The 23,258-nt window shown below is 65.3% G+C and carries 25 protein-coding genes; 12 read left to right on the plus strand and 13 right to left on the minus strand.

The window, feature by feature from the left end; translation table 11 throughout:
- Positions 1–260, minus strand: a 260-nt coding sequence (locus tag CXQ88_RS20320) for an NAD(P)/FAD-dependent oxidoreductase (protein ID WP_373637810.1), incomplete at its 3' end; no start/stop codon positions are given.
- A 104-nt stretch (positions 261–364) separates the two neighbouring features.
- Here CXQ88_RS20320 and CXQ88_RS20325 point away from each other — a divergent pair.
- The 3 genes from CXQ88_RS20325 to CXQ88_RS20335 all read left to right on the plus strand — a co-directional run bounded on the left by CXQ88_RS20325 (position 365) and on the right by CXQ88_RS20335 (position 1,900).
- Positions 365–715, plus strand: a complete 351-nt coding sequence (locus CXQ88_RS20325; RefSeq protein WP_104045944.1) for an ArsR/SmtB family transcription factor — start codon at positions 365–367, stop codon at positions 713–715.
- A 68-nt stretch (positions 716–783) separates the two neighbouring features.
- Positions 784–1,554, plus strand: coding sequence for a CPBP family glutamic-type intramembrane protease (locus CXQ88_RS20330; RefSeq protein WP_104045986.1), 771 nt, complete (start codon positions 784–786; stop codon positions 1,552–1,554).
- Between the two features lie 67 nt (positions 1,555–1,621).
- Positions 1,622–1,900, plus strand: a complete 279-nt coding sequence (locus tag CXQ88_RS20335) for a hypothetical protein (protein ID WP_258062039.1) — start codon at positions 1,622–1,624, stop codon at positions 1,898–1,900.
- A 63-nt stretch (positions 1,901–1,963) separates the two neighbouring features.
- Here CXQ88_RS20335 and CXQ88_RS20340 read toward each other — a convergent pair whose 3' ends face one another.
- Genes CXQ88_RS20340 through CXQ88_RS20360 form a run of 5 tightly spaced genes read right to left on the minus strand, consistent with a single transcriptional unit; the run spans position 1,964 to position 6,337 of the window.
- Positions 1,964–2,344, minus strand: coding sequence for a RidA family protein (locus tag CXQ88_RS20340; protein WP_104045945.1), 381 nt, complete (start codon positions 2,342–2,344; stop codon positions 1,964–1,966).
- Positions 2,345–2,391: 47 nt separating this feature from the next.
- Positions 2,392–3,156 carry an amino acid ABC transporter ATP-binding protein gene (locus CXQ88_RS20345; protein WP_104045946.1) on the minus strand — a complete coding sequence of 255 codons (765 nt, stop codon included), beginning with the start codon at positions 3,154–3,156 and terminating at the stop codon, positions 2,392–2,394.
- Positions 3,156–4,088 (minus strand): amino acid ABC transporter permease, encoded by a 933-nt coding sequence (locus CXQ88_RS20350; protein ID WP_104045947.1) that lies wholly within the window; start codon positions 4,086–4,088, stop codon positions 3,156–3,158. Before CXQ88_RS20350 ends, CXQ88_RS20345 begins: the two co-directional genes overlap by 1 nt.
- A 12-nt stretch (positions 4,089–4,100) precedes the next feature.
- Entirely contained in the window at positions 4,101–5,039 is a 939-nt protein-coding gene (locus tag CXQ88_RS20355) for an ABC transporter substrate-binding protein (protein ID WP_104045949.1), read from the minus strand.
- Complete coding sequence (locus CXQ88_RS20360; RefSeq protein ID WP_181037624.1) at positions 5,036–6,337, minus strand: alpha-hydroxy acid oxidase; 1,302 nt, start codon at positions 6,335–6,337, stop codon at positions 5,036–5,038. The genes CXQ88_RS20355 and CXQ88_RS20360 overlap by 4 nt, the downstream gene beginning before the upstream one ends.
- Positions 6,338–6,464: 127 nt before the next feature.
- Here CXQ88_RS20360 and CXQ88_RS20365 point away from each other — a divergent pair, with 127 nt between their 5' ends.
- Positions 6,465–8,144, plus strand: a complete 1,680-nt coding sequence (locus CXQ88_RS20365) for a PucR family transcriptional regulator (RefSeq protein ID WP_104045950.1) — start codon at positions 6,465–6,467, stop codon at positions 8,142–8,144.
- Positions 8,145–8,216: 72 nt separating this feature from the next.
- Here CXQ88_RS20365 and CXQ88_RS20370 read toward each other — a convergent pair whose 3' ends face one another.
- The 3 genes from CXQ88_RS20370 to CXQ88_RS20380 form a co-directional block, all read right to left on the minus strand.
- Positions 8,217–8,993, minus strand: coding sequence for a hypothetical protein (locus tag CXQ88_RS20370; protein WP_258062040.1), 777 nt, complete (start codon positions 8,991–8,993; stop codon positions 8,217–8,219).
- A 182-nt stretch (positions 8,994–9,175) separates the two neighbouring features.
- Positions 9,176–10,216: an NAD(P)-dependent alcohol dehydrogenase gene (locus tag CXQ88_RS20375; protein WP_104045952.1), complete on the minus strand. Its 1,041-nt coding sequence runs from the start codon at positions 10,214–10,216 to the stop codon at positions 9,176–9,178.
- A gap of 112 nt (positions 10,217–10,328) precedes the next feature.
- Positions 10,329–11,591, minus strand: coding sequence for a multidrug effflux MFS transporter (locus tag CXQ88_RS20380; RefSeq protein WP_104045953.1), 1,263 nt, complete (start codon positions 11,589–11,591; stop codon positions 10,329–10,331).
- A 140-nt stretch (positions 11,592–11,731) separates the two neighbouring features.
- Here CXQ88_RS20380 and CXQ88_RS20385 point away from each other — a divergent pair, with 140 nt between their 5' ends.
- Complete coding sequence (locus CXQ88_RS20385; protein ID WP_104045956.1) at positions 11,732–12,619, plus strand: helix-turn-helix transcriptional regulator; 888 nt, start codon at positions 11,732–11,734, stop codon at positions 12,617–12,619.
- Between the two features lie 20 nt (positions 12,620–12,639).
- On the opposite strand, the gene CXQ88_RS20390 is transcribed toward CXQ88_RS20385, so the two are convergent.
- Positions 12,640–13,800, minus strand: coding sequence for a PQQ-dependent sugar dehydrogenase (locus tag CXQ88_RS20390; protein ID WP_104045957.1), 1,161 nt, complete (start codon positions 13,798–13,800; stop codon positions 12,640–12,642).
- Between the two features lie 540 nt (positions 13,801–14,340).
- Between CXQ88_RS20390 and CXQ88_RS20395 the strand changes: the two genes are divergently transcribed.
- The 5 genes from CXQ88_RS20395 to CXQ88_RS22495 all read left to right on the plus strand — a co-directional run bounded on the left by CXQ88_RS20395 (position 14,341) and on the right by CXQ88_RS22495 (position 18,655).
- A complete protein-coding gene (locus CXQ88_RS20395; protein WP_104045959.1) occupies positions 14,341–15,462 on the plus strand; it encodes an ABC transporter substrate-binding protein in 1,122 nt (373 codons plus the stop codon).
- Complete coding sequence (locus CXQ88_RS20400) at positions 15,459–16,322, plus strand: ABC transporter permease (protein WP_104045960.1); 864 nt, start codon at positions 15,459–15,461, stop codon at positions 16,320–16,322. Before CXQ88_RS20395 ends, CXQ88_RS20400 begins: the two co-directional genes overlap by 4 nt.
- Positions 16,298–17,080: an ABC transporter ATP-binding protein gene (locus tag CXQ88_RS20405; RefSeq protein ID WP_104045962.1), complete on the plus strand. Its 783-nt coding sequence runs from the start codon at positions 16,298–16,300 to the stop codon at positions 17,078–17,080. The genes CXQ88_RS20400 and CXQ88_RS20405 overlap by 25 nt, the downstream gene beginning before the upstream one ends.
- Positions 17,081–17,141: 61 nt before the next feature.
- Positions 17,142–18,533 carry an LLM class flavin-dependent oxidoreductase gene (locus CXQ88_RS20410; RefSeq protein ID WP_104045963.1) on the plus strand — a complete coding sequence of 464 codons (1,392 nt, stop codon included), beginning with the start codon at positions 17,142–17,144 and terminating at the stop codon, positions 18,531–18,533.
- A complete protein-coding gene (locus CXQ88_RS22495; RefSeq protein ID WP_258062041.1) occupies positions 18,533–18,655 on the plus strand; it encodes a hypothetical protein in 123 nt (40 codons plus the stop codon). Before CXQ88_RS20410 ends, CXQ88_RS22495 begins: the two co-directional genes overlap by 1 nt.
- Before the next feature lie 221 nt (positions 18,656–18,876).
- On the opposite strand, the gene CXQ88_RS20415 is transcribed toward CXQ88_RS22495, so the two are convergent.
- From CXQ88_RS20415 to CXQ88_RS22500, 3 genes are all read right to left on the minus strand, one after another.
- Positions 18,877–19,689: a phosphatase PAP2 family protein gene (locus CXQ88_RS20415; RefSeq protein ID WP_104045964.1), complete on the minus strand. Its 813-nt coding sequence runs from the start codon at positions 19,687–19,689 to the stop codon at positions 18,877–18,879.
- 165 nt (positions 19,690–19,854) lie between these two features.
- On the minus strand, positions 19,855–20,643 hold the full coding sequence (locus tag CXQ88_RS20420; RefSeq protein WP_104045965.1) for an oxygenase MpaB family protein: 789 nt from the start codon (positions 20,641–20,643) through the stop codon (positions 19,855–19,857).
- Between the two features lie 26 nt (positions 20,644–20,669).
- Complete coding sequence (locus CXQ88_RS22500; protein WP_258062042.1) at positions 20,670–20,792, minus strand: hypothetical protein; 123 nt, start codon at positions 20,790–20,792, stop codon at positions 20,670–20,672.
- Between the two features lie 49 nt (positions 20,793–20,841).
- Here CXQ88_RS22500 and CXQ88_RS20425 point away from each other — a divergent pair, with 49 nt between their 5' ends.
- Together CXQ88_RS20425 and CXQ88_RS20430 are read left to right on the plus strand one after the other, a co-directional pair.
- The gene (locus CXQ88_RS20425) at positions 20,842–21,342 is read left to right on the plus strand and encodes a hypothetical protein (protein ID WP_104045967.1); all 501 of its coding nucleotides are present in this window, start codon (positions 20,842–20,844) and stop codon (positions 21,340–21,342) included.
- A gap of 221 nt (positions 21,343–21,563) precedes the next feature.
- The gene (locus CXQ88_RS20430; protein WP_104045968.1) at positions 21,564–23,207 is read left to right on the plus strand and encodes a glycoside hydrolase family 53 protein; all 1,644 of its coding nucleotides are present in this window, start codon (positions 21,564–21,566) and stop codon (positions 23,205–23,207) included.
- The last annotated feature ends 51 nt before the right edge of the window (positions 23,208–23,258 follow it).

Below are 23,258 nucleotides of genomic sequence, written 5' to 3' on the forward strand. Positions count from 1 at the left end.
TCGTCGAACATCACCTTGGCACCGAACTTCTCGGCCTGCTCCTGCAGCCCGTCCATCAGCTCCGGCCCCTGGATGCCACCAGGGAAACCCGGGAAGTTCTCCACTTCCGTGGTGTTCATCAACGCACCTCCCGCGGTCACCGAACCGGCCAGCACCAGCGGCTCAAGGCCCGCGCGGGCAGCATAAATCGCGGCCGTGTAACCGGCAGGGCCGGAGCCGATAATGATCAGCTGCTCGGTTGCGGGGATGTTCGCATCAATGGTCACGGCGGATTCCTTTGCTTCAGGCGTTTGGGAAAAGGCTACTGGGCAATCGGGCCGCCGCAACCATATCGACGGATTTCAATTTGTTGCATAATGGGTGCATGACCGCTCTGCAAACTCTTGAGTCCGAGGTGGACGCCTCCTGCTGCACGACGTCGGGCAAGCCGGCGCTCAGCGCGAAGGAAGCCCAGCAGAGGGCGCTGGTTTTTAAGGCTCTGGCCGACCCCAACCGGCTCCGCCTGCTGTCCATCGTCAAGGCCGGGGAGTCGGGAGAGGCCTGCGTATGCGACCTCACCGAACCGCTGGACCTCGGCCAGCCCACGGTGTCGCATCACCTGAAGATCCTTGTGGACGCGGGACTCCTGCACCGTGAAAAGCGGGGCACCTGGGCCTACTTCTCGCTCGTCCCCGGGGCGCTCGACGACGCAGCCGGACTCCTGGCAACGCTGTGAAGCAGCAGTCGGCGCAAGCCCAACTGCGCAAAGCCGCCCCCGCCGAACTGCCCCGCACGCCACTGAACGTGATCCCGGCGGCGCTGGTATCGGCGTCGGGCTTTCTGCTGTTTGCCCTGGAGGACCGCGTCTCGGGTTTCCTCCTCCTGGCCGCGGCCCTGGTGCTGGCCGCGTTGATCAGCCGCCGCCTTGTTATTGACCTTGCCTTGATTGGCGTGGGGTTGACCGCCATGAGCCTGGTGCCGATCACCACGGACATCAGTACCGAGCACATGGCCGTAATGGGTACTGCGATGATCCTCGCCGTCGGCATCCCCTACGCGGTTTCGCGGTTTCTCACCAAGGACCATGCCATCCGCTTCCCCATCCGGACGGGCCAGCCCTGGACCCGCGCCGAGAAGTGGTACCTGCCCGCGGTCCTGGTGATCGGCTACGCCCTGATGCCCGTCTACATGATCCGGACCGGCGTCTACAACAACTGGCCCGCCGTCAGCGATCCCGAGGGCATCGCCCGGCTCTTCCTGGGAACCAACGTGCTGGGCATCTGGGACGAGCTGTTCTTTATCTGCACCGCCTTCACGCTCCTGCGCCGGCACCTTCCCGACTGGCAGGCCAACCTCCTCCAGGCGGTGCTTTTCACGTCTTTCCTTTGGGAGCTTGGATTCCACTCCTGGGCGCCGTTTTTCATCTTCCCGTTTGCACTGCTCCAGGCCCGGCTCTTCACCATCACCAAGTCGCTGTCCTACATCGTCAGTGTCCACCTGCTGTTCGACTTCGTGCTGTTCCTGGTCCTCATCCACGCCCACAACCGCGAGTGGATCGACATCTTCCTGTACTGACGCGCCTTCCCGAATTAGGGTTTGCCGGCTCTGGACGCGCGGGCGGCGGGGAGCACATAGTTGGAGCGTGCACATACCTGATCCTGAACTTGAGGCCCTGCGCCAGCGGGCGGCGGGCGGTGATTCCGACGCTGTGGATGAACTGATAGAGAATGCGGCCGAGCGCGGTGATCTTGACGAACTCCGGCGGCTGGCTGATTCCGGCAGCCGTGACGCGGCCGATCAAATGGTCGAAACGGCCGCCGAGAAGAACGATCTTGAGGAGCTCCGCCGCCTGGCAGTGTCAGGCAACTTTGACGCCGCCGACGTACTGGCCGAGCTCGAAGAGGGAGACGATGCCTCGTAGCCCCGGCTGATGCACCGCAGCGCAGCAGCCGGGGCCGTTCCCTCTGAGCTTGTGATTCAGAGGTTAGGGAACGACGGCGACGGCGTCGATTTCGACGAGGAAGTCGCCCAGGAAGGATCCCACGGTTGTCCGGGCCGGGTAGGGCGCCTGAACGAACTTTTCGTACGTTGCGTTGAAGCCTGCGAAGTCCCTGCCGGGGTGGTGGAGGTGAACTGTGGCTTTCACAACGTGGGAGAAGTCCAGTCCGTGGGCGCGCAGCACAGCGGCCAGGTTTTTCATGGCCTGTTCTGTTTGCTCTTCGATGGTGCTGCCGACGGTGTCTCCGGTGACGGGGTCATGGGGAGTCTGGCCCGCGGTGAAGAGAAGGCCGTTGGCGGCGATGGCCTGGGAGTACGGTCCCGCCGGGGCGGGTGCGAGGTCCGTGGATACCTGCTGACGAGTCATGGAACTGATCCTTTCGTGTGGCCGGGATGTCCGGTCGGGTGGTTTGGCTAGAGGACTTTGGAGAGAAACGCCTGCGTGCGTTCGTGCCGTGGGGTGCCAAGAACCTGGGCCGAGGAACCGCTTTCGACGACGACCCCTTGGTCCATGAACACCACCTGGTCGCTGACCTGGCGGGCGAAGCCCAGTTCGTGGGTGACCACCACCATGGTCATTCCGGCCTCGGCCAGGGACTTCATAACATCTAGGACTTCCCCGACGAGTTCCGGATCGAGTGCGGACGTGGGTTCGTCGAAGAGCATGAGCTTGGGTTTCATGGCCAGTGCCCGGGCGATGGCTATGCGTTGTTGCTGGCCGCCGGAGAGCTCCTGGGGGTAGGAGTTCCCGCGGTTGCCGAGCCCGACGCGTTCCAACAGGGTCTGCGCTTCGGCGGTGACTTCGTTCCGGGGCCGGCCGAGCACATGGACGGGTGCTTCTACGATGTTCTCCAGCACGGTCATGTGCGGGAACAGGTTGAAGCGTTGGAAGACCATTCCAGCGTTCAGCCGCGAGCGGGCAGTTTGGCGTTCCTTCATCTCGTAGAGGCGTCCGTTGCGTTCGGTGTAGCCCACCAGGTGTTCGTCCACGTACAGTCGCCCGGCGTCCACCTTTTCCAGGTGGTTGATGCACCGGAGAAACGTCGTCTTTCCGGAGCCGGACGGGCCGATGAGGCAGGTAACTGAGCCCCGTTCAATCCGGAGGTCAATGCCTTTGAGGATTTCTGTGGAGCCGAAACTCTTGCGGACTCCCCGGGCTTCCACCATTGCGGTGCTCATCATGCTGTCCTTGTCGTTGGCTGGGTCTTGGGTCGGCGGGACCGCCGCGGGGATGCGTCGAAGCCCCGGCCGTAGCGTCGTTCGAGTTTGGTTTGGAAGAAGCTCAGGATGGTTGTCATGAGCAGGTACCAGAGGCTGGCGACGATGAGGAGCGGGATGGTCTGGTAGTTCGTGGCGTAGATGATCTGGGCTGAATAGAGGAGGTCGGAGATGGCCAGGACGCTGACCAGGGCCGTGCCTTTGAGCATGGAGATGACCTGGTTCCCGGTTGGCGGAAGGACCACCCGCATAGCCTGCGGCAGAATGACCCGGCGCATCAGCTTGCCGCCGTCCATTCCCAGGGCCCGGGCTGCGTCGTACTGGCCTTTGTCCACTGATCCGATCCCGCCGCGGATGATCTCGGCCATGTAGGCGGCCTCGTTCAGGGCCAAACCCAGCAGCGCCGCGGCCAGCGGGGAGATGAGGACGTTCGCCGATCCGAGGACCAGGGAAGGACCGCCAAAGGGAAGGCCGAAGGCGATCACGGGATACAAGGCGGCGATGTTGTACCAGAAGATCAGCTGGACCAGCAGTGGTGTGCCCCGGAAGAACCAGATGTAGCCCCGGCTGATAGTCCGCAGGATCGGGTTCTCCGAAAGCCGCATGACCGCCAGGACCGTGCCCAGAGCGATACCGGCCGTCATCGACACCACGGTGAGGATGACGGTCAGCCCGGCCCCGGCCATGATCTGCGGTGCGAAGAGGTAGGAGGCGACGACGTCCCAGTGGTACCGCTGGTTCACGGCCACGTCCCACGCGGCGCTCAGCGCCAGCAGAATCAGGGCGACGGCGACGGCGAGCCGGACCGGGTGCCGGAGCGGAACCACCGGGATCGAGTCCGCGGCCGCCGTCGGGCTTTCTGTTCTTGTGTCAGGGATGGAGTGTTGCTGCATGGTGTTCACGTCCTATTGGGCGAAATTGACGCGGGCGTCGGTGATTGCGCTGGATTCAAGGCCGTACTTCCCGAGTACCTTGAGGTAGGAGTCGCTCTTGATCACGCCGTCGAGCGCGACGGATACCGCGTTGACCAGGCCAGAGTCCTTCCGGATGCCTAACCCGACCGGTGTGAAGTCGTACTTTGCGGCGATCTCGATCTGCGGGTTCTGCGTGGCGGCGAAATTTAGAATGGGCGAATCGGCCAGGACTGCGTCCAGACGGCCGCTGGTCAGCGCCGAGATGGCTTGCCGCGTGTCCTGGAACTCGCTCCGCTGAATCCCTTCTTTGCCCTCCGCAGCGCACGCTTGGTCGTACTCGGGGACGTTGACGGTGAGCTGGTAGGACCCGGTCAGGAGACCGACCTTTTTGCCGCACAGCGAGTGCTGGTCCTTGATGCCCGCCGGGTTCCCCGTGCCCACCGCGATGGAGTTCCCCATCTGCATGTAGTCGACAAAGTCCAGGACCTCCATGCGCTTGGTCGTCGGAGTCATTGAGGAAACAGTCATGTCGTACCGGTCGGCGGCGATGCCGGGGATGATGGAGTCGAAGTTGGCCACCTGGATGTCCACCTTCACGCCCAAAGCCTGCCCGATGAGGCGAGCGACGTCCGGGTTGGTTCCCGTCATCTCCCGGGTTCCTTCGCGGTAGAACTGCGTGGGCGGCTCGTTGGTGGGGATTGCCACGCGCAGGACCTTCGATGACTTGATGGATTCAGGCAGCAGGTCGGCAGCAGCTTCGTTGACTGGAACGGCAGCAACGCCAGTGTCCTGGCCGGCTGCTCCTCCGGAAGCCGACGAAGGAGTAGCGGAGGGAGTGCAGCCCGCCACCGCGAAGAGGATGGCTGCCGAGGCGACAACGGCTGCGGCCCGCTGCTGGCCGTCGGGGCGGAATGTCAGAGGATTTTTCATCGTGCACCCTTCAATTCAGCAAAGGGCAGGTGGGGCTCGGCGGCTTCAGGGAAGGCACTTCGAAAGGAAGCTTCGCTGCTGTGCCGGATCAGTTCACGGCCTTCTGCGCGCAGTTCCTGGATGGTGGAAACACCGAGCAGCATCATGGTGCGAATCATGTCGGCGGCGAACATCTTCAGCACGTGGGCAACGCCGGCTTGGCCCGCAGCCGCCAGGCCATACAGGTAGGGACGGCCGATGGAGCAGGCGTCTGCGCCGAGGGCTATGGCCTTGACGACGTCGGAACCGCGGCGGATACCGCCGTCGACGATGATGTCGATGCGGCCGGCTGTTCTGTCGACGATGTCGGGGAGGACGTCCAAGGGTGAGGCCATGTGGTCGAGCTGGCGTCCTCCGTGGTTGCTCACCTGGATGGCGTTGATCCCCAGTTCGGCTGCGATGGCGGCGTCGTTGGGGTTGACGACCCCCTTCAAAATGATGGGACCGTTCCAGCGGGCCCTCAGGTCGCGGATGTCGTCCCAGTCGGTCGGTTCATACGAGCCAGCCAACAGCGTGCGCCACATGTCAGGGGTGCTTGAAAGCTCTCCTTCCGGAACATGGGCGTCCAGGTTGGGGAAGGCAATGGCGTCGTTGGCCAGGAACCCCAGGGCCCAGCGTGGACGCAATGCTCCTTCCACAACGGTCTTCAGCTTGATTGAGGGCGGCGCGGTGAAGCCGTTTCTGTAGTCCCGCTCGCGGTGGCCGATGGCCCGGCAGTCCACGTTAACAAGGAGCGCTTCGTAGCCCGCCTTCACGGCCCTGTCCAAAAGCGCCTGAAGTTCTACCTTGTCCGCCATCGGTTCGATGTTGAACCAGCGCCGCAGGCCAGGGGCAGCGGCACTCACCTGTTCCATCGGCGTGGTACTCAAGTGCGCGAGTCCGTACGGAACGCCGGCCTCGAAGGCCGCCCGGGCCACAGCACTCTCGCCCTCAGGATGAAACAGCCTGGTGCCGCCGGTGGGGGCAAGGGTCAGCGGCATGGAAACCGGACCGCCCAGGAGGGTTGAGCTCAGGTCGAGGTTCTCCACCGATCCCCACTTGGGCAGGAAGGACCAGTCGTCAAAGGACGAGCGGTTCCGGCGAAGGGAAACCTCGTCCTCACCACCGCCCTCGATGTAATCGAAAATGCTTCCGGGCAGGCGCTTTGCCGCCATTCGCCGCATATCTTCGACGCTGTAGCAGCGCCGGGACAGCTTCTCCGAGGGGGTCCGCGCTGGCCCCTGTACCGTGGCCAACGCCCTGATGTCTTTGAATTTCATTGGTGATCCTCTTGGCTCCTGAAGGACTACTCTGTCGCTTCCCTCCCCAATAGTGACCCAGATCTCGCCGCCGCTATATGTGAGTTCCGCCAGAACATCGCCGCCTTTCCTGTGATAACTTCCATGCATGGAAACAGGCGCGCAGGGCCTCACGGAGGGCGACCTGCACGGCGCGGTGGTACGGCTTTCCGATTGCATCCAGCTGATGCAGGCGGACCTCGTGCACGCCAACCCCACCCCCGAAAACCTCAGCCACCCGGTGTCAGGGGTCCTGATGTATGACCCGCTGGACGAATGGACAAGCGTCGATGACAGGATCATCCTGGCGGTGGGACTGACATGCGGTTCAGCAGATTTCGACCAACTATTGCACCGTGCCTCCAACAGCAACGCAGCTGCCGTCATCGTCAAAGCCCATGGGGCGCCCCTGGAGCGGCTGCGTTCCGCCGCGGTGGCGAGCAGCCTGGCGGTCCTCGTCGCGCCGGATGGGGTGGACTGGACGCGGCTGGTGACACTGGCCAAGGCATCCGTGATGGGAGCGGCAGCGGACTCAGTATCCGGGGTCCGCCTCGGGGACCTCTATGCGTTCGCCAATGCTGCGGCGTCGATCGCCAGCGGTGCCGCCAGCATTGTGGATCCGCTCGGCCGGGTGCTCGGCTATTCAACACTGCCGGGCCAGCCGGTGGACGAACTGCGACGGGTCACCACGCTCGCCCTGCAGGAGACCCAACCGCCTGCATTCGATGCGGACTTCAGGACTGTCTACGCTTCCGCTGGCGCTGTACTGATCCCGGCGAAAGAAGAGGAGATGGGAAGACTCGCGCTCGCCGTGAGGGCCGGCGGAGAACTGCTTGGCTCAATCTGGGTCCTTGACCCGGGCGAAGACAAACGCGAGGCAGCACTCAACGCGCTGGACAGGATGGCACCCCTGGCAGGACTCCACATGCTCCATGCCCGCTCCGCTTCGGACTTCGGGGAGCGGAGGAACGGGGACCTGATCCGAACGCTCCTCGACGATCCCGCCCATGCTTCATTTGCGGCCGCACAACTGGGGCTGGACGCTGCCAGCGGGCTCGCGGTCGCGGCGTTTTCAATCGTCCGGCCAGAGGCAGGCAGCCTTGAATCGGTGCGGGAAATCCAACGGCTCCTGCACCTGGTAACCACGGTGTGCAATATCCAGTTCAACACGAGCCATAGTGCCGTAATCGACTCCGTGGTTTACGCCCTTCTACCCGGCGAAGGAAACGCACCGCGGGCTGCACACCGGCGCCTGGTCCAGGAAATCAGCGCCTACGCCCACACCATCACCTCCCACCCGCTGATCGCCGGGGTCGGCAGCATCGCCCCCTTGGTGGAGAACCTTCCACACTCCAGATCCGAGGCTCTTCAGACCCTGCATTATCTGCTCGACCATGCGGCACCACCGGGTTCGAGGGGGACCCCGTCCCCCGCCGCCGGACTGGTCGAGGACTTCCGGATTCCGCTGAATCTCATGCGGATCGGCGCGTTTATTGACGACCACGGCCTCGCCGATCGCGACGACATCGCCAAAATCCAGGCCCACGACATCGGTCAGCAAACGGACTATCTGGACACTTTGCGCGCGTACCTGTCCTCGAACGGCAACATCTCCACGATGGCCGAACGCCTCCATGTGCACAACAACACGGTCCGGTACCGGGTGGCCCGCCTAATGAAGGATTTTGACCTCGATCTGAACGATCCGCAAAAGCGGCTCTGGCTTTGGCTCCGCCTCACAACGCTGGATCTTGCACCGGGGACAAAGCCAGGACTTGCTGGCTCCTGACCCTCGGCCGCCCGAGGCGGGCGGCATCTGACAGTGCTCCGGGCGCTGTCCGGCCAAACTCAGCAGCCCGCGCTATCCCACCGGCCGCAGCGACGTGATCATCCGCCGGATGTTTTGGTACTCCGGCGTGTTCATGTACCGGCGGGCCTGTTCCAGGTACGGCAGGTTCTCGGCACCAGGGGTCACGTTGTTCTCCGGGTTGTAGAACGCGCCGAACATCGCAGAGGTGGGTGGCCACGTGAAGAAGTGGACGATAGGACACGCCGAATCACCGGTAGGCGCCGGAACGGAAGTGATGCCATAGGCCGCTGCCGGGGTATCGGCCGGCCCGGGAGCGCTGTCGTCGCCGCGGGTCTCGAAAACAAAGCGGGGCGATGTCCCGTTCTGGGCCAACGCTGGCAGCTCCTGGGTTTCCAGCTCTGCGTACGGGTACTTCTCCAGGCAGGTGGACCCAATGGCCATGTTGGTGCGGAGAGCAGCCATCGGCTTTCCGGCCCTATTCGTGACCTCGGCGAATGCCCCGCCGCCTTCTGGCAGTTCCCCTGCAGGGTCTGTCACGCTCCAGGCCGCGGGCAGGTCAAACGCGAGTTGCCCGTCCGCCGTCGTGAACGTCACCCAAGAGCCGCTGGCGTTGGTGGTGGCAGGGGCACTCGTGGCCGGGGCTGTGGCCGCCGGCGAAGAATCCGCCGGCGAGGCAGTCGGCGCAGTCAGGGTCGCCGTCGCGCCGGGCGAAGCGGAGGCCCCGGGCGAGGTGTTTGTCGCCGTCGGCGGACCAGCCTGCGAACCGCACCCCGCAAGTACAACAGCAACCAGAGTCATCGCGGGCAGCAGCCCGCCGGACCTACGCATTTCATCCTCCCGGAGGTCAGAAAACTTGTCCTCCAATTGTGGAACCGCCGGCAGGTTTCGGAACGGGTGGCCGCTGATTGGCGCCGAACCGTTGTGCCGAATAACAGAAAAGCTATTGGGCCTTAAAGCACGACGGCGGCCCGCCCCCTGGGGAGCCGGCCGCCGTCGATCGCGTTTTGTTACTAGAGGGTGGCGGTGTCGATTACGAAGCGGTAGCGGACGTCCGAGGCGAGAACCCGCTCGTACGCGTCGTTAATCTTCTCGGCCGGGATGACCTCGATCTCGGCACCGAGGTGGTGCTCGGCGCAGAAGTCCAGCATTTCCTGCGTTTCGCGGATGCCGCCGATCATCGAACCGGCAAAGGAGCGCCGGCCGCCGATCAGTGCGAAGGCGTTGACGGGGAGCGGCTCGGCGGGTGCGCCGACGTTCACCAGCGCGCCTTCGAGGGCCAGCAGCTGCAGGTAGGAGCTGATGTCGATCGATGCGCTGACAGTGTTGATGATCAGGTCAAAGGTACCGGCGAGGTCCTTGAAGGTGTTCTCGTCGCTGGTGGCGTAGTAGGCGTCGGCACCGAGGCGCAGCCCGTCTTCCTGCTTCTTCAGGGACTGGGACAGGACGGTTACCTCTGCGCCCATGGCGTGGGCGAGTTTGACGGCCATGTGGCCGAGCCCGCCGAGGCCGACGACGGCCACCTTCTTGCCGGGTCCGGCGCCCCAGTGGCGCAACGGGGAGTAGGTGGTGATCCCGGCGCAGAGCAGCGGGGCTGCGACATCGAGCTCGATGCCTTCCGGAATGCGCACCACGAAGTCTTCGGTCACGACGACGTGGCTTGAGTAGCCGCCCTGGGTGATGGTGCCGTCGCGGTCAACTGCGCCGTACGTGCCGACCATCGAGTTGAGGCAGTACTGCTCCTCGCCCTTCAGGCAGTTGGCGCATTCGCGGCAGGAATTGACCATGCAGCCGACGCCGACGCGGTCGCCCACGGCGTGCTTGCTGACGGCGGTGCCCACCTCGGTGACGATGCCGGCGATCTCGTGCCCGGGAACCAGCGGGTACTGCTGGGGACCCCAGTCACCGCGGACGGTGTGGATGTCCGAGTGACAGATGCCGGCGAACTTGATCTCGATCAGGACATCGTGCGGGCCGACTTCGCGGCGCTCGATGGTGGTTGCAATGAGGTCCTCTGTAGCGGACGGGGATGCATAGGCCTTGACGGTGGTCATGGTTCTCCTGTGGTTCTTAGGGGGATCTTTAAGATGCTACCGGTGTGGAGTACGATCCACCCGGCTTTATGGGCCCGTAGCGGTGGCCCTGCTGTAACTGGTTCTGGCAGTCCTACCCTTGGCGGCCTTGGTACTCGTCGTCGGTGACGTGCAGGTACTGGCTGCGAGCGTGCGGGCGGGCCAGGACGAGGAGTCCGAACAGGGACAGCAGTGCTCCGCCGATCATGAGCAGGGCCATGGGGACCGCCGTGCCTGATCCGCCCAGGCCGGCGATGGGCGCGACTACGCCGGCGGTGGTCCACTGCACGAGGCCCAGAACTGCGGAACTTGTACCTGGATGCGCGGGTACTTCCGCCGAGGCGAGGGCGCCGCCGTTGGTACCGATGAGGCCCTGGGCCACCATAAGGGCGAAGAAGCTGCCCATGGCAACCAGCAAAGGGGTGGCCCACCACAAAGCTCCGGCCAGCATAACCACCCCCGCGGCCAAGGCAATGATTTGCCCAACGAAGATGACTTTGCGGGTGGACACTCGGCCTGCCAGGCGCGCTGAGATGAGGGCAGCCACGGTCATGCCGCCCGCGTTGGCGGCAAACACGATGGAGTACATCACCGGGGACAGGCCGTTCATGTTCTGCAGGATGAACGCGGACGTGGCCACGTACGCGAACAGTGCAATAAAGGCCGACGACGCCACCACCACGTAGCCGACGAACCGGCGGTTTGCGAGCACGTCCTTCGCCGCGCGGCCGAATTCAGCCAGCCCGCCGGAGTGGCGTTTCTCCCGCGGGAGGGATTCCGGGACGACGAACAGGGCGCAGAGGGTCATGAGGACTCCTAGGGCGGCGAGGGCCCAGAACGTCATCCGCCACCCGGTCAGCTGAAGAATCACGGCTCCGAGCAAGGGGCTGATGACCGGGGCCACGCCGCCGATGCCCATTACAAGGTTGAGTACCCGGACCAGCTGTGACCCGTGGGCGAGATCGACGATGACGGCACGGCCGATGACCATGGCCCAGCCGCCGCCGAAGCCCTGCAGGAAGCGCGCGAACATCAGGATTCCGACGTCGGGGGCGAGGGCACACGCGACCGACGCGACAGCCATCAGGACAGTGCCCGCCGCCAGCGGCAACCGCCGGCCGCGCTGGTCACTAAACGGGCCGCCCACCAGCTGCCCGAGCCCCATCCCGGCGAAAAAGGTGGTCAGGGTCAGCTGCACCGCGGACGCCGTCGTGCCAAACTCTTCCGACACACGAGGGAAGGCCGGAACGTACATATCGGTGGCCAGCGGCGCCACGGCCGTGAGGAAGATGACCGTTGCAACCAGCGTCGCCGGGACGGCGCCAACTGACGGCGCACGCGTTGCGGTTGGCAGCATGGTTCAGGACTCCATCTGGTTGATGACGAAAAGGGGATGTTTCCATCAAACCGGCAGCCGGCAAACGTAGCGAGGGCCCTGCTGTAACGGGTTATGGCAGACCCTCCTTACGGTTTCCCCTTTCGTCGTAACGTTGCCGTATGGATAACCGAGCCGAGGTCCGGCAGTTTCTGTCCACCCGCCGTGGACGCATCACCCCGGAACAGGCCGGCATCGAACCGTACGGCGGGCGCCGCAGGGTGCCCGGACTCCGCCGGGAAGAAGTGGCCCGCCTGGCCGGCGTCAGCGTTGACTACTACACCCGCCTGGAACGCGGTAACCTCACGGGCGTTTCTGACAGTGTCCTTGACGCAATCGCACGGGCACTGGAACTCGACCGTGCGGAGCACGACCACCTCTACGACCTGGCACGCGCAGCCAACACGTCGGGCCGGAAGCGTGCGGCGAGCGCCGCGCCTGCAGGCGTCCGGCCGGAACTCCAGTACCTCCTGGACACCATCACGGGAGCGCCGGCCTTCATCGGAAACAACCGGTTGGACATCGTGGCCGCCAACACCCTTGGCTACGCCCTGTACTCGGACATGTACCGGGGTCCGGCACGCCCGGCCAACCATTCACGCTTCATCTTCCTGGACCCGCGCGCGCACAACTTCTACCCGGACTGGGAGCGGGCAGCGAATACCAACGTGGCCATCCTGCGCCGTGAAGCGGGCCGTAATCCGCATGACAAGGGCATTGCGGAACTTATCGGCGAGTTGTCCATGCGCAGCGACGAATTCCGCACGCGCTGGGCAGCGCACAACGTTCGGCGGCATTACGCCGGGACCAAGTTCTTCCAGCACCCTGTGGTGGGGCTGCTCGAACTGAACTACCAGGTCCTGGGCCTGGAAGAGGACCCCGGGCATTCACTCACGGTCTATCCCGCTACGCCAGGCAGTCCCTCAGAGGAAAGCCTCAAGCTCCTTGCTTCCTGGGCCGCAACCGAAAAGATCGCCGAATCGGCCCAAGCGCATGCCAGGATCCAGTAGCCGCCTCCCTTGGACCGCCCCTACGAAAGTGGGACGGCGAGGATCTGGTCATCCCCGGGCTTTGGATCGCCGCGTCCGTCGGTGTTGTTGGTCAAGAACCACAATTGTCCGTCGGGTGAAAGCGCCACGTCGCGGATCCGGCCGAACTCGCGACTGTAGTGGTCCGTGGAATTGGAGGGGTCGGAGACGGGAACGGACCGCAGAACCTGTCCCCGAAGGTTGGCGATGAAGAGGGTCCCGCCGGCATGTGCCATACCGCTGGGACTCGCGCCGCCGGGCTGCCATTGCTGCACGGGGTCCACAAAGCCCTCCCGGCCCGCGATCCCTTCGACCGTGGGCCAGCCGTAGTTGGCGCCGGGTGTAATGATGTTCAGCTCATCCCAGGTGTTCTGCCCAAATTCGGTGGCGAACAGTGTTCCGTCGTCGGTCCACGCCAGTCCCTGCGGGTTCCGGTGCCCATAGCTGTAAGTGAGGGAGCCTGGGAAGGGATTATCGTCAGGAACACCACCGTCAGGGGCCATGCGCAGGATTTTTCCGGCAAGGGAGTTCCGGTCCTGGGCGCTGTCGCGCTGGCCTGCATCGCCGGTTGTCACGTACAGCATGCCGTCGGGACCGAAAGCGATCCGGCCGCCGTCGTGGTTGCCTGCGGCAGGAATCCCAGAGAGCAGGGTGTCCGGCTGTCCGAGGGACAGGGAGCCTGGCGCCCCGGTGACGGTGAAGCGCTGGACCCGGTTGCCGTCTGCCGCCGTCGAATACACGTAGAGGTCTCCCCCGCTGCCCACTGCCAGGCCCAGCAGCCCGGCCTCGCCGCGGTCCGCCACACCCTCAACCGTTCCGATGGGCCGTGCGGAGCCATCCGCTGAAAGTTCGAGTATGCGGGCGCTGTTCCGCTCGCTGACCAGGGGCGTTCCGTTACGGAACACCACGGACCACGGGGCCTGCAGGCCTGTCGTGATCGCCTGGGGGGTGCCGGCAATGGCAGCGGCTGCAGTCCGGGTGGGCGAACCGGCCGGGCGGGAGGAAGCCGGGGCTGAGGTAACGGGGGCAGAGGTGGCCGGAGCCGACGGAACGGGGACCGGGGAACTGGTGGTCTGCTGCGCGGACGGCGGGGCTGTGGCGGTGCAGCCAGCCAGCAAAAGGCCCGTCCCAAAGGCAGCCGCCGAAAGAACCCAGTGGCGCATGTGTTTCTCCTATCAATCACGGTTCCGAGGACAGTACTTGCGGCCAGGCGTTGACATGATGTGCCATCGACCTTTTCCAGTCACATTAACCCTCGTTGCGGATCATGGCGCCCCGTTGCCCGGTTTGTCCTTCGGATGGCGTCATAAGTAGTGCGGTGTCCTCCTATTTAGCGTCTTTTGCGCGGTGCTGGCCAAGGCCTTGATAACCGTGCTTAGGTGTTTCCACGGCCCACGCCGGGCAACACAAAACAGCACTTGGAACGCCAGAACGAAAAGGAGGACAGATGCGGGAAACAACCAGCCGCGTGCAAGGCTGTTATTCCTCCGGTCCGTCCTGTTGCCGCACTGAATGCTGTCGCCGCACTGAACGAATGTGCAGCATGCGGGCCGCCCGTTACCGCAGCTCCGCCGTCTAGCCTCCGACGGCGCCGAGCGCACCAGATAGAAACTCCCTTTCTCAGGCCCTGTCCCAGGGCCAGCTCCGCTGTGCCAACTTTTCCGTCTTGGCACGCCATCCCCACCACTTCCGAAAGGCCAAACATGTCCTTCGCTGCATCCACCCGTCCCCCGTCCGCCGCAATCGGGGCGTCAACCTTCACCAGGCGCCGCGCCCTTGGCGCTTTCCTGGTCCTGCCTGCACTTGGCCTCCTGACTGCCTGCGGCGGAACGGCCACCGCCGTCAACCCGTCGGCCGCCCAGGTGTCGCTGGCCCCGCTGGCCACCTCCGTTCCGGCCGGTACCACCATCACAGTGGGTGATCCGACCGTCAAGGTGGCCCTGGAACTCTCCGGCCTGAACAAGGAGCTCGAGGGCTTCAATGTGGAGTTCGCCAACATCTCCGGCGGACCGCAGACCACCGAAGCGTTCAGGGCCAATGCCCTTGACGTCGGCTCCGTGGCTGACATCCCGCCCATCCACGCCACGTGGACCGGCCTTGATGTCCGCATCATCGCCAGCGCGTACCGCCAGGACGCCGTAAACCACCCGCTCTATGAACTGGGCATCGCACCCGGGGCCGGGATCGCTTCACTGGAGGAGCTGCGGGGCAAGAGGGTGGCCTACAGCCCGGGCCAGGCCCAGGGCGCACTGGTCCTGCGGATCCTCGAAAAGGCGGGCCTTGCCCAGGACGACGTGAAGCTGGTGGAACTGCCCAGCACAGGAGATACCTATGCCACCGCGCTGGCCAGCAAACAGGTGGATGCCGCGCCGCTCGGCGGAGTGCAGATCAAGCGTTACCTCTCCAAGTACCAGGCCGACGGCGGCACTACCCTCCGGCATGGCCTGCGCGACGATCCGGGACACCTTTACTCCCCCACCCAAATCCTGGCCGACCCCGCCAAGGCCGCTGCCCTGGCCGCCTACGTGAAGGTGTGGGGCAAGGCCCAGCGCTGGATCGAGGACCACCCCGAGGAATGGCTCGAGGGCTACTACGTTACGGACCAGGGCCTCTCCCGCGAGGACGGCCAGTACCTGATCGAGGCCGCCGGCAAGCGGGACGTCCCGACGTCCTGGGCTGAAGGCATCCAACGGCACCAGCAGACCATCGATCTGCTCTCCCGTGAACAGAAAAAGCCGCAACTGACAGCCGCGGACCTTTACGACACCCGCTACGAGGCCGTCGCCGGCAGCGCGTTTGCCGAGGCCGGAAAGGGCGCAGCATGAGCGCCGCCCCCGTGCTGGAGCGTCCCGCCGTCGAACCCCATCAGGACCCAGCCCTCACCGGACGCCCGGACGTGCGGCCCACTGGCCACCGCCTTGGACCGGGACGACGACGGCGGCTGGCATGGCTGCTGGGCCCCTCGGCCCTGCTGCTGCTTTGGACAGTCTCCTCGGCAACCGGGCTGCTCGATCCAAGGATCCTCTCCGAACCCTGGACCGTAGTGGCCACCGCCGGTGAACTCCTCGCTGACGGCCGGCTCCAGGAAAACCTCGCCATCTCCGCCCAGCGCGCCGGACTGGGGCTCTTCTTCGGCATCGTCGTCGGCGCCCTGCTGGCACTCCTTTCGGGGCTGAGCCGGGTGGGCGAGGCGCTCATCGACGGGCCGGTGCAGATCAAGCGCGCCATTCCCGGCCTGGCCCTGATCCCGCTCCTCATCCTGTGGTTCGGCATCGACGAAACCATGAAGGTCCTCACCATCACGCTCGGCGTCTTTGTCCCCGTTTATCTGCAGACGCATGCCGGGCTGCGTGGAATCGACCTGCGTTACGTCGAACTCGCCCAGACCGTCGGGCTGAGCCGCGCCGCCTTCATCCGCAAAGTGGTTCTCCCCGGTGCCCTGCCCGGCTTCTTCCTGGGCCTCCGCTTCGCCGTCACCGGTGCCTGGGTGTCCCTGGTGGTGGTGGAGCAGATCAACGCCACCAGCGGCATCGGCTACATGATGGAGCTCGCCCGCACCTATGGCCAGACCAACATCATCGTCCTCGGACTGGCCGTCTACGGCATTCTCGGCCTGATTTCCGACGGCGCAGTCCGCTTCTTCGAACGAAAGGCCCTCTCTTGGCAGCGCACTCTGGCGGGCTGACCGCCGTCGCCCCCTCCGGCACAGCACCTTCCGCCGTCACATCCCCCGGCGGCACCGTGTCCGTCCGTAACCTGATCCGCAGCTTCGGCCCGAAGGGCGTCCTGAACGGCGTGGACCTGGACATTGCCCCGGGTGAGTTCGTAGCGCTCCTTGGTCCCAGCGGCTGCGGCAAAAGCACACTCCTCCGGGCGCTCGCCGGGCTGGACCACGATGTTCGCGGCAGCGGCGTGATCAGCGTCCCGGAGCGGGTGTCCGTGGTCTTCCAGGACTCCCGGCTCCTGCCCTGGGACAGCGTGCTGGGCAACGTCACCCTGGGTTTGCGGGAGCACGACGCCGAGGCCCGGGCACGCAAGGCCCTCGCCGAAGTGGGGCTCGCCGGCCGGGAAAAGTCCTGGCCGCACGAGCTGTCCGGCGGTGAACAGCAGCGCGTGGCGCTGGCACGCTCCCTGGTCCGCGAGCCGCAGCTGCTGCTGGCGGACGAACCGTTCGGTGCCCTCGACGCCCTGACCCGGATCAAGATGCACGGGCTGCTACAGGATCTAATCGCCGCCCACCGCCCGGCCGTCCTGCTGGTCACCCACGACGTGGACGAAGCCATCGCCCTCGCGGACCGGATCGTTGTGCTGGACAGCGGGCGTGTTGCCACCGTCCGTACGGTGACGCCCGAAGTCGGTTCGGCGGTGGACGCCGCCGGGCACGAAGCACTGCGCCGGGACCTCCTGGCCGACCTCGGCGTCGAACCTGTCGCAAGCCACTGACCCTGGCCCCGCCGTCGTACCTTCCCAACCAAACAACGCGGAACTTTCCCAAGGAGCACCCATGACTTCCGAAAACCCTTCCCAAGACCCTTCCGAGCAGCGCCAACTTCACCTCAACGCGTTCCTGATGAGCACCGGCCACCACGAGGCGTCGTGGCGGCTCCCTGAGAGCGACCCGCAGTCCAGCACGAATGTGGAGCACTACAAGCAGCTGGCCCGGACGGCGGAGCGCGGGAAGCTGGATTCCATCTTCTTCGCGGACTCGCCCGTGCTCTTCGGCGAGGTGGGCCGCCGCCCGGCCGGCAAGCTTGAGCCCACGGTGCTCCTCACCGCCATCGCCGGCGCCACCGAGCACATCGGTTTGATCGCCACGGCCTCCACCACATACAACGATCCCTTCAACCTGGCCCGCCGCTTCGCGTCGGTGGATTGGGTCAGCGGCGGGCGCGCGGGCTGGAACGTTGTGACCACCGCCGGTCCGGACGCGGCCCGCAACTTCGGCGTGGACGACCAGCCCGCCCACGCCGTCCGGTACGAACGCGCCGCAGAATTCATCCAGGTTGCCCAGAAGCTGTGGGACAGCTGGCAGGACGACGCGGTGCTCGCGGACAAGGAGGAGGGCGTCTGGGGTAACGCCGAGAAGATCCGCGTTATCGACCACGAGGGCAAACACTTCAAGGTCCGCGGGCCACTGAACGTGCCCCGCTCCCCGCAAGGGTACCCACTGATCGTGCAGGCCGGCTCGTCCGAAGACGGCAAGGACCTCGCTGCGCGTTACGCGGACGCCGTCTTCACCGCCCACCAGACCCTCGCCGACGCACAGGACTTCTACCGCGACCTCAAGGCCCGCACGGCCGCTGCCGGCCGTGATCCGGAGACCACCAAGATCCTGCCTGGCATTGTGCCCGTCATCGGCGCCACCGAGGAGGAGGCCCTGGAGCTGGAGCAGGAACTGGACCGGCTGATCAAGCCCGAATACGCACGGATCCAGCTGGCCAAGACCCTGCGCGTAAAACCTGAGGACCTGCCCCTGGACCGCCAGTTGCCGGAGGACCTGCCCAGCGAGGACGAGATCGAGGGCGCCAAGAGCCGCTACACCCTGATTGTCCAGCTCGCCCGGCGTGAGAAGCTCACTGTCCGGCAACTGATCGGCCGGCTGGGCGGCGGCCGCGGGCACCGCACCTTCACCGGCACCCCCGTCCAGGTGGCGGACGCCATCCAGGAATGGTTCGACGGCGGTGCAGCGGACGGCTTCAACATCATGCCGCCGGTGCTGCCCTTGGGGCTGGAGACATTTGTGGACCAGGTGGTGCCCATCCTTCAGGAGCGCGGGCTGTTCCGCACCGAGTACACGGGCCGCACGCTGCGCGAGCACTACGGCCTGGAACGCCCGGACAACCGCTTTGCGGGAGCAACCGCACCCGAGCTGGCTTCGATCGGATCGGCGTTCTGATGGGCCGGCAGCTGAAGCTCAACCTGTTCATCTACCCTGGCGGCACCACGCTGAACCAGGCCGACGCCGGCTACCGGCCGCCGTCGTTGACTGATCCGCTGCTGCGCCGCCGCAGCCGCTGAGGCTCGTTCGGCGGACCAGAGGGTAGGGCAGTCGGTGGGCCGGACGGCGCGGGAAGCTCCCGCCGTCGTCCGGCCTTTTCGCTGAATTGGGCAACGGCGTTCCGGGCCTCCGCCTCCAGCACAGGCTCATCGGACGTCGCCTTCGCATAAGCTCCCACCGCAGTCAGCGCCTGCATCAACAGGGCGCTCCTGGGAGGGCGGCATCCCTGGACACGCCCTGATCAGGCCGGGTGCACCCGCGTTGTGAGGTACAGGCGGTGGGCAGTGATCACCAAGGCCAGCCAGGCGGCGCCCAGCGCCCAGGCGCCCAGGACGTCGGTGAGCCAGTGGTGCCCGAGGTAAACACGGCTCAGCCCCATGGTTGCCGCAAATATCCCTGCAGCCGCGCCCGTCAGGACACGCGCGCGGGCGGACTTGAGGCGGAGGATGATCAGGTACGCGACTATCCCCGCGATCACGACGGAGTTCAACGAGTGGCCGCTGGGGAAGGAGGCGGAGTATTCGTACGGCGGCACGGCATCTGCCAGGTCCGGCCGGGTCCGGCCCACCAGTTCCTTGCCGGCGATGGTCATCAGGAGCGAACCCAGGCCGGCAACAAGCATCAGAATGACCGGCGTCAACGAACGGCGCTTCAGCGCGAGCCCCATCATGACGGCCAGCGCGAGCACGGGCATTCCCACCGTTCCACCCACATCCGTGTAGCCGGTGATGACCGTGTCCAAGGCCGGGGACCTGAGCGTTTTGGCACCGTCCAGGATCGGATGGTCCAGCCCGGCAACGCCGTCGGCCTGGACCACGGATTCGTACACCTCGGCGAACACGGCGGCAAGCGCAACGGCCAGCACTGCGCCGACGGCCAGTGTGAGTATCAAAGCCGCATGGGACCCCAAGAGCCTGCTGACCCGCTGGACAGTGGAGGCCAGGAGCTGGCCGGGTTTGGTGTCCCAACGTGTGAGGTCCTGCCCGCCCACAAAGCGGTCCTGGTGGACTTCGCCGCTCACCCCGGCTTCCGGCAGATCCTTGCCTGCAACCATTTTCCTGAGCCCTCTCCTGCCGCCAACTAAATTAGTAAGCAAGCTTATCTTGCTCGGCGGGCTTATCCGGCGGGACCGGGTGCCAGCTCGGCTGGCCGGGGCGCTCGCGAGGAAGCGGCGGGCGCGTTCGTCGAGGCGCTGCTCCAGAGGGGTGGAACTTACGCATCAACGCGGCTGGGCCGGTGAAGTTTCCAGTTGGTTCAGGCAGTAGTTCTTGAACCCGTGCCGGATGCGCTGCGGCAGCTTCGGGTAGATCACGGCCAGGGCCTTCATGGTGCGGTGGAAGCGGCGCTCATGGTTGTCGCTCCAAGGCAGGCCGAAGTCGTTGCGCAGCTGGTGGGGAAGGAGACCCGCAGTGAGGAACCTGGCGAACGGCATGATTGCGCGATACCAGGGCGCGGCGCGTTTCGGGTAGAGGAGGCCCCTGCCCACCCGTACGGCATTCTCATCGGCGCGGAGTGTGCGGATCCGCTCGTCCCAGTAGCGGCGGAACGCTGCCCTGTCCTTGGGCCACTTATGCTCCGGAAGCTGCAGTGCTGTGCCGAGTTTCGCGTAGTCGCGGTACATCGCGTCGGCGGACTCGTCGTCGAGCGGTCCGTAGATTTTCTCGGTGATGGTGAGGGCAGTGTCGTAGAGCGTCGCTGTCACCCAGAGCTGCAACTCGGCGTCGTAGGCGTTGTATCCCGGGGAATTTACGTCCGCAGCCCGCCGAACGGGCACGTGGGCCCGGTTCACCCGGCGGCGGACCTCTTTCAGCTGTTCGTCCGTGCCGTAAACGACGGCGTAGACGTAGGTGAGGGTGCCTTTAAGCCTGTTGATCGGGCGGTCCGTGAAGGTGCTGTGCTCGGCGACGCCGCGGCCCACTGCCGGGTCGGCGAGCTGCAGCAGGATGGCGCGTCCTGCTCCGGCGAGCAGGATGCCCTCCGCCCCCAAGTCCGCAAGTCCACGTACCATTTCAACAGGCTACCGGAGGGACGCTATTACTTACGACGGCGGGAGGTCCCGCCGTCGTAATCGCTGGAGGGGTGCCGGGACGCCGGAGCGCTCCGGCGTCCCCGCACCGTTCCCGCGACCTGGCGGTGGTTACGGGGATCACGTTTCACAAAGGAGTTTCTTGGGAAGGCTGCCATTTCCCTTCGATAGCCTTGGAACATGGAATCGTTCGAGGCGCAGGCTGTTATTCTCGCCCCGTCCAGCATTGTCCGGGACATCCTCACCGACCAGGGCAACTATCCCGTATGGAACTCCGGACTTGCAGAGATCCAGGGCGACATAGTCCACGGCGCCAGGCTCCGCGTCCGGTTGACCGGCGCCAAAAGGACCCTTCCACTCCGCGTCAAGAGGTTCGACGGAGACCACATGGTATGGACCGGGCGCAGGGCACTTGGACTGCTGACCTTCGTCCGCACCTTCACAGTTGCCGACCATTCCGGCCTGACCATGTTGAAGGTCCGGGATACCTTCAGCGGTCCGCTTTGGAAGCTGTTGCGGAGGACGACTGACGGCACACCACTGCCCCTGTCCGAGTTCGTGGACGAAGTAAAATTCCGTTCGGAACTGCTGGGCTTCCATTTTCACGACGGGATTTTCCCGAGCACGTCAGTGCCACGCCATCAGAGTGACCGCCACAGGCCCGCGCTGCAGGCCCACTAACGCCGCTCCTACTCTTCCTCCCCGCTTCAACCACCGCTGATCAGCGCGTAACTGAGACTGGGAGCGGGCACAGCTGAGTTACCGGTAGCGTCTGCGACTGAGTCGTACAACCCCTCTATTCAAGGTCCTTTTGAGTGTGCTAAAACTGGGAGCGCACACGGTCCGCCGCTCCCACTTGCGCGCCGGCCCTGCTTTCGCTTCATACCGTCAGGGAGGACGACATGACAAAGCACCACTCAAAAGCCCACCGCCCACGAAACCGGAAACGACGATCAGCAGTGGTGGCGGCGTCGCTCCTTACAGCGTTGGCGCTGCCCGCAGGAATGACAGCCGCGGTTGCGGAAAGCCCGCAGGCCCAGGGAAACGGCGCCGTCGTCAATGGCGACTTTGCCCAGGGACTGGCGGGATGGAAGGTCACCGGCGACCCCGCCTCGACCTCTACGGCTGCGGAGGCGGGCAACGCGCAGCTGAACCAGCGCCTCGGCTCCGACAGCACCGTGAGCCTGCGCCAAAAGACCGGCAGGCTGGCCGAGGGTTGGTGGACGGTTTCAGCGCGGGTTAAGGCTGAGGGGACCCTTGGCGCTTCCCGGATCGGGTTGAAGAACTGCGGTGTCGACGGCGAGACCGTCCTGCCGTCCACGGCGCAGGATGGCGCCTGGCTTCAGATTTCCGCAGATGCTTATGTCTCGAAGGGGTCTTGCGAGATCGTCATCGAAACCCGTGGCAAGGCGGGTGACTGGGCAGTGGTGGACGACGTTACGCTCGCCCCCGGTTTAGTCCAGCGGGCGGTCCGCGGCGCCGACCTCTCCAACCTTGCCAAAAACGAGGACAAGGGCGCTGTCTACTTCGACGCAAACGGCCGCCCGGTGGACGCCGTCGAAGCCTTCGCTGATGCCGGGGGCAACCTGGTGCGGCTCAAGGTGTGGGTCGACCCCGCCGACGGCTACAACACCACCAATGAAGTAGTAGCCACAGCCAAACGGGCCAAGGCCGCCGGCATGCAGGTCATGGTGGACTTCCACTACAGCGACAGGTGGACTGATCCCGGCGCCCAGGGAATGCCCGCCGCCTGGGTCGGCCTGAGCCCACAGGGTGTTGCCGATGCCGTCTACGCACACACCTTCGAGGCGCTGACCGCGCTGAAGAACGCCGGAGCAACGGCGGACTCGGTCCAGGTGGGCAACGAGATCAACCCGGGCATGCTCTGGCCCCTCGGGCAGACCTGGGACGTCAACCCCAATGACGACGTCAAGGGCGCCCAATGGGACAACCTGGCACTGTTCCTGTCCGCCGGCGCCCGTGCCACCAAGGACGTCAATGCCCAGACGGATGTCATCCTGCACCTGACCAACATCAACAACGGAATCGGCGGCCTCACGTGGTGGTACGACGAGGTCACCAAGCGGGGTGTCCAGTTCGACACGATCGGCCTGTCCTACTACGGCTTCTGGCACGGCTCCATGGCGGACCTGCAGCACGCCATCACCACTCTGTCCGCCCGCTACGACCGCGACGTGATCGTGGTCGAAAACTCCTACCCGTTCACCCTCGAGGACAACCCCGTTGACCCGTGGGAGAACGTCATCGCCCGGGAAAACCAGCTCATCCCCGGCTACCCCGCCACCCCGGAGGGGCAGGCAGCCAATCTCCGGGCCGTGCAGGACGTCGTAGCCTCCGCGCCAGGCGGACGCGGCCTCGGGGTTGTGTCCTGGGAACCCGCCTGGACAGCAGTTCCGGGCAACGGCTGGGATCCCGCCGATCCGAACACAGGTAACGCGTGGGAAAACCAGGCCATGTTCGACTTCGAAGGCCGCGCCCTTCCGGCACTGCAGGAATTCGCGCCGGACCCCGACGTCAAGCGCTGATCGGTCCCAGGGCCACGCCTGTCTTTCCAGGTAGGCGTGGCTGGGACAGGT

The sequence above is a fragment of the Arthrobacter sp. ZGTC412 genome, assembly GCF_002929215.1.
Lineage (GTDB): Bacteria > Actinomycetota > Actinomycetes > Actinomycetales > Micrococcaceae > Arthrobacter.

Excerpts from the sequence above, each read along its gene's own strand:
- CXQ88_RS20325 (WP_104045944.1), top strand. The coding sequence starts at position 365 with ATGACCGCTCTGCAAACTCTTGAGTCCGAGGTGGACGCCTCCTGCTGC.
- CXQ88_RS20340 (WP_104045945.1), bottom strand. The coding sequence starts at position 2,344 with ATGACTCGTCAGCAGGTATCCACGGACCTCGCACCCGCCCCGGCGGGA.
- CXQ88_RS20345 (WP_104045946.1), bottom strand. The coding sequence starts at position 3,156 with ATGAGCACCGCAATGGTGGAAGCCCGGGGAGTCCGCAAGAGTTTCGGC.
- CXQ88_RS20350 (WP_104045947.1), bottom strand. The coding sequence starts at position 4,088 with ATGCAGCAACACTCCATCCCTGACACAAGAACAGAAAGCCCGACGGCG.
- CXQ88_RS20355 (WP_104045949.1), bottom strand. The coding sequence starts at position 5,039 with ATGAAAAATCCTCTGACATTCCGCCCCGACGGCCAGCAGCGGGCCGCA.
- CXQ88_RS20360 (WP_181037624.1), bottom strand. The coding sequence starts at position 6,337 with ATGAAATTCAAAGACATCAGGGCGTTGGCCACGGTACAGGGGCCAGCG.
- CXQ88_RS20365 (WP_104045950.1), top strand. The coding sequence starts at position 6,465 with ATGGAAACAGGCGCGCAGGGCCTCACGGAGGGCGACCTGCACGGCGCG.
- CXQ88_RS20370 (WP_258062040.1), bottom strand. The coding sequence starts at position 8,993 with ATGCGTAGGTCCGGCGGGCTGCTGCCCGCGATGACTCTGGTTGCTGTT.
- CXQ88_RS20375 (WP_104045952.1), bottom strand. The coding sequence starts at position 10,216 with ATGACCACCGTCAAGGCCTATGCATCCCCGTCCGCTACAGAGGACCTC.
- CXQ88_RS20380 (WP_104045953.1), bottom strand. The coding sequence starts at position 11,591 with ATGCTGCCAACCGCAACGCGTGCGCCGTCAGTTGGCGCCGTCCCGGCG.
- CXQ88_RS20385 (WP_104045956.1), top strand. The coding sequence starts at position 11,732 with ATGGATAACCGAGCCGAGGTCCGGCAGTTTCTGTCCACCCGCCGTGGA.
- CXQ88_RS20390 (WP_104045957.1), bottom strand. The coding sequence starts at position 13,800 with ATGCGCCACTGGGTTCTTTCGGCGGCTGCCTTTGGGACGGGCCTTTTG.
- CXQ88_RS20395 (WP_104045959.1), top strand. The coding sequence starts at position 14,341 with ATGTCCTTCGCTGCATCCACCCGTCCCCCGTCCGCCGCAATCGGGGCG.
- CXQ88_RS20400 (WP_104045960.1), top strand. The coding sequence starts at position 15,459 with ATGAGCGCCGCCCCCGTGCTGGAGCGTCCCGCCGTCGAACCCCATCAG.
- CXQ88_RS20410 (WP_104045963.1), top strand. The coding sequence starts at position 17,142 with ATGACTTCCGAAAACCCTTCCCAAGACCCTTCCGAGCAGCGCCAACTT.
- CXQ88_RS22495 (WP_258062041.1), top strand. The coding sequence starts at position 18,533 with ATGGGCCGGCAGCTGAAGCTCAACCTGTTCATCTACCCTGGCGGCACC.
- CXQ88_RS20415 (WP_104045964.1), bottom strand. The coding sequence starts at position 19,689 with ATGGTTGCAGGCAAGGATCTGCCGGAAGCCGGGGTGAGCGGCGAAGTC.
- CXQ88_RS20420 (WP_104045965.1), bottom strand. The coding sequence starts at position 20,643 with ATGGTACGTGGACTTGCGGACTTGGGGGCGGAGGGCATCCTGCTCGCC.
- CXQ88_RS20425 (WP_104045967.1), top strand. The coding sequence starts at position 20,842 with ATGGAATCGTTCGAGGCGCAGGCTGTTATTCTCGCCCCGTCCAGCATT.
- CXQ88_RS20430 (WP_104045968.1), top strand. The coding sequence starts at position 21,564 with ATGACAAAGCACCACTCAAAAGCCCACCGCCCACGAAACCGGAAACGA.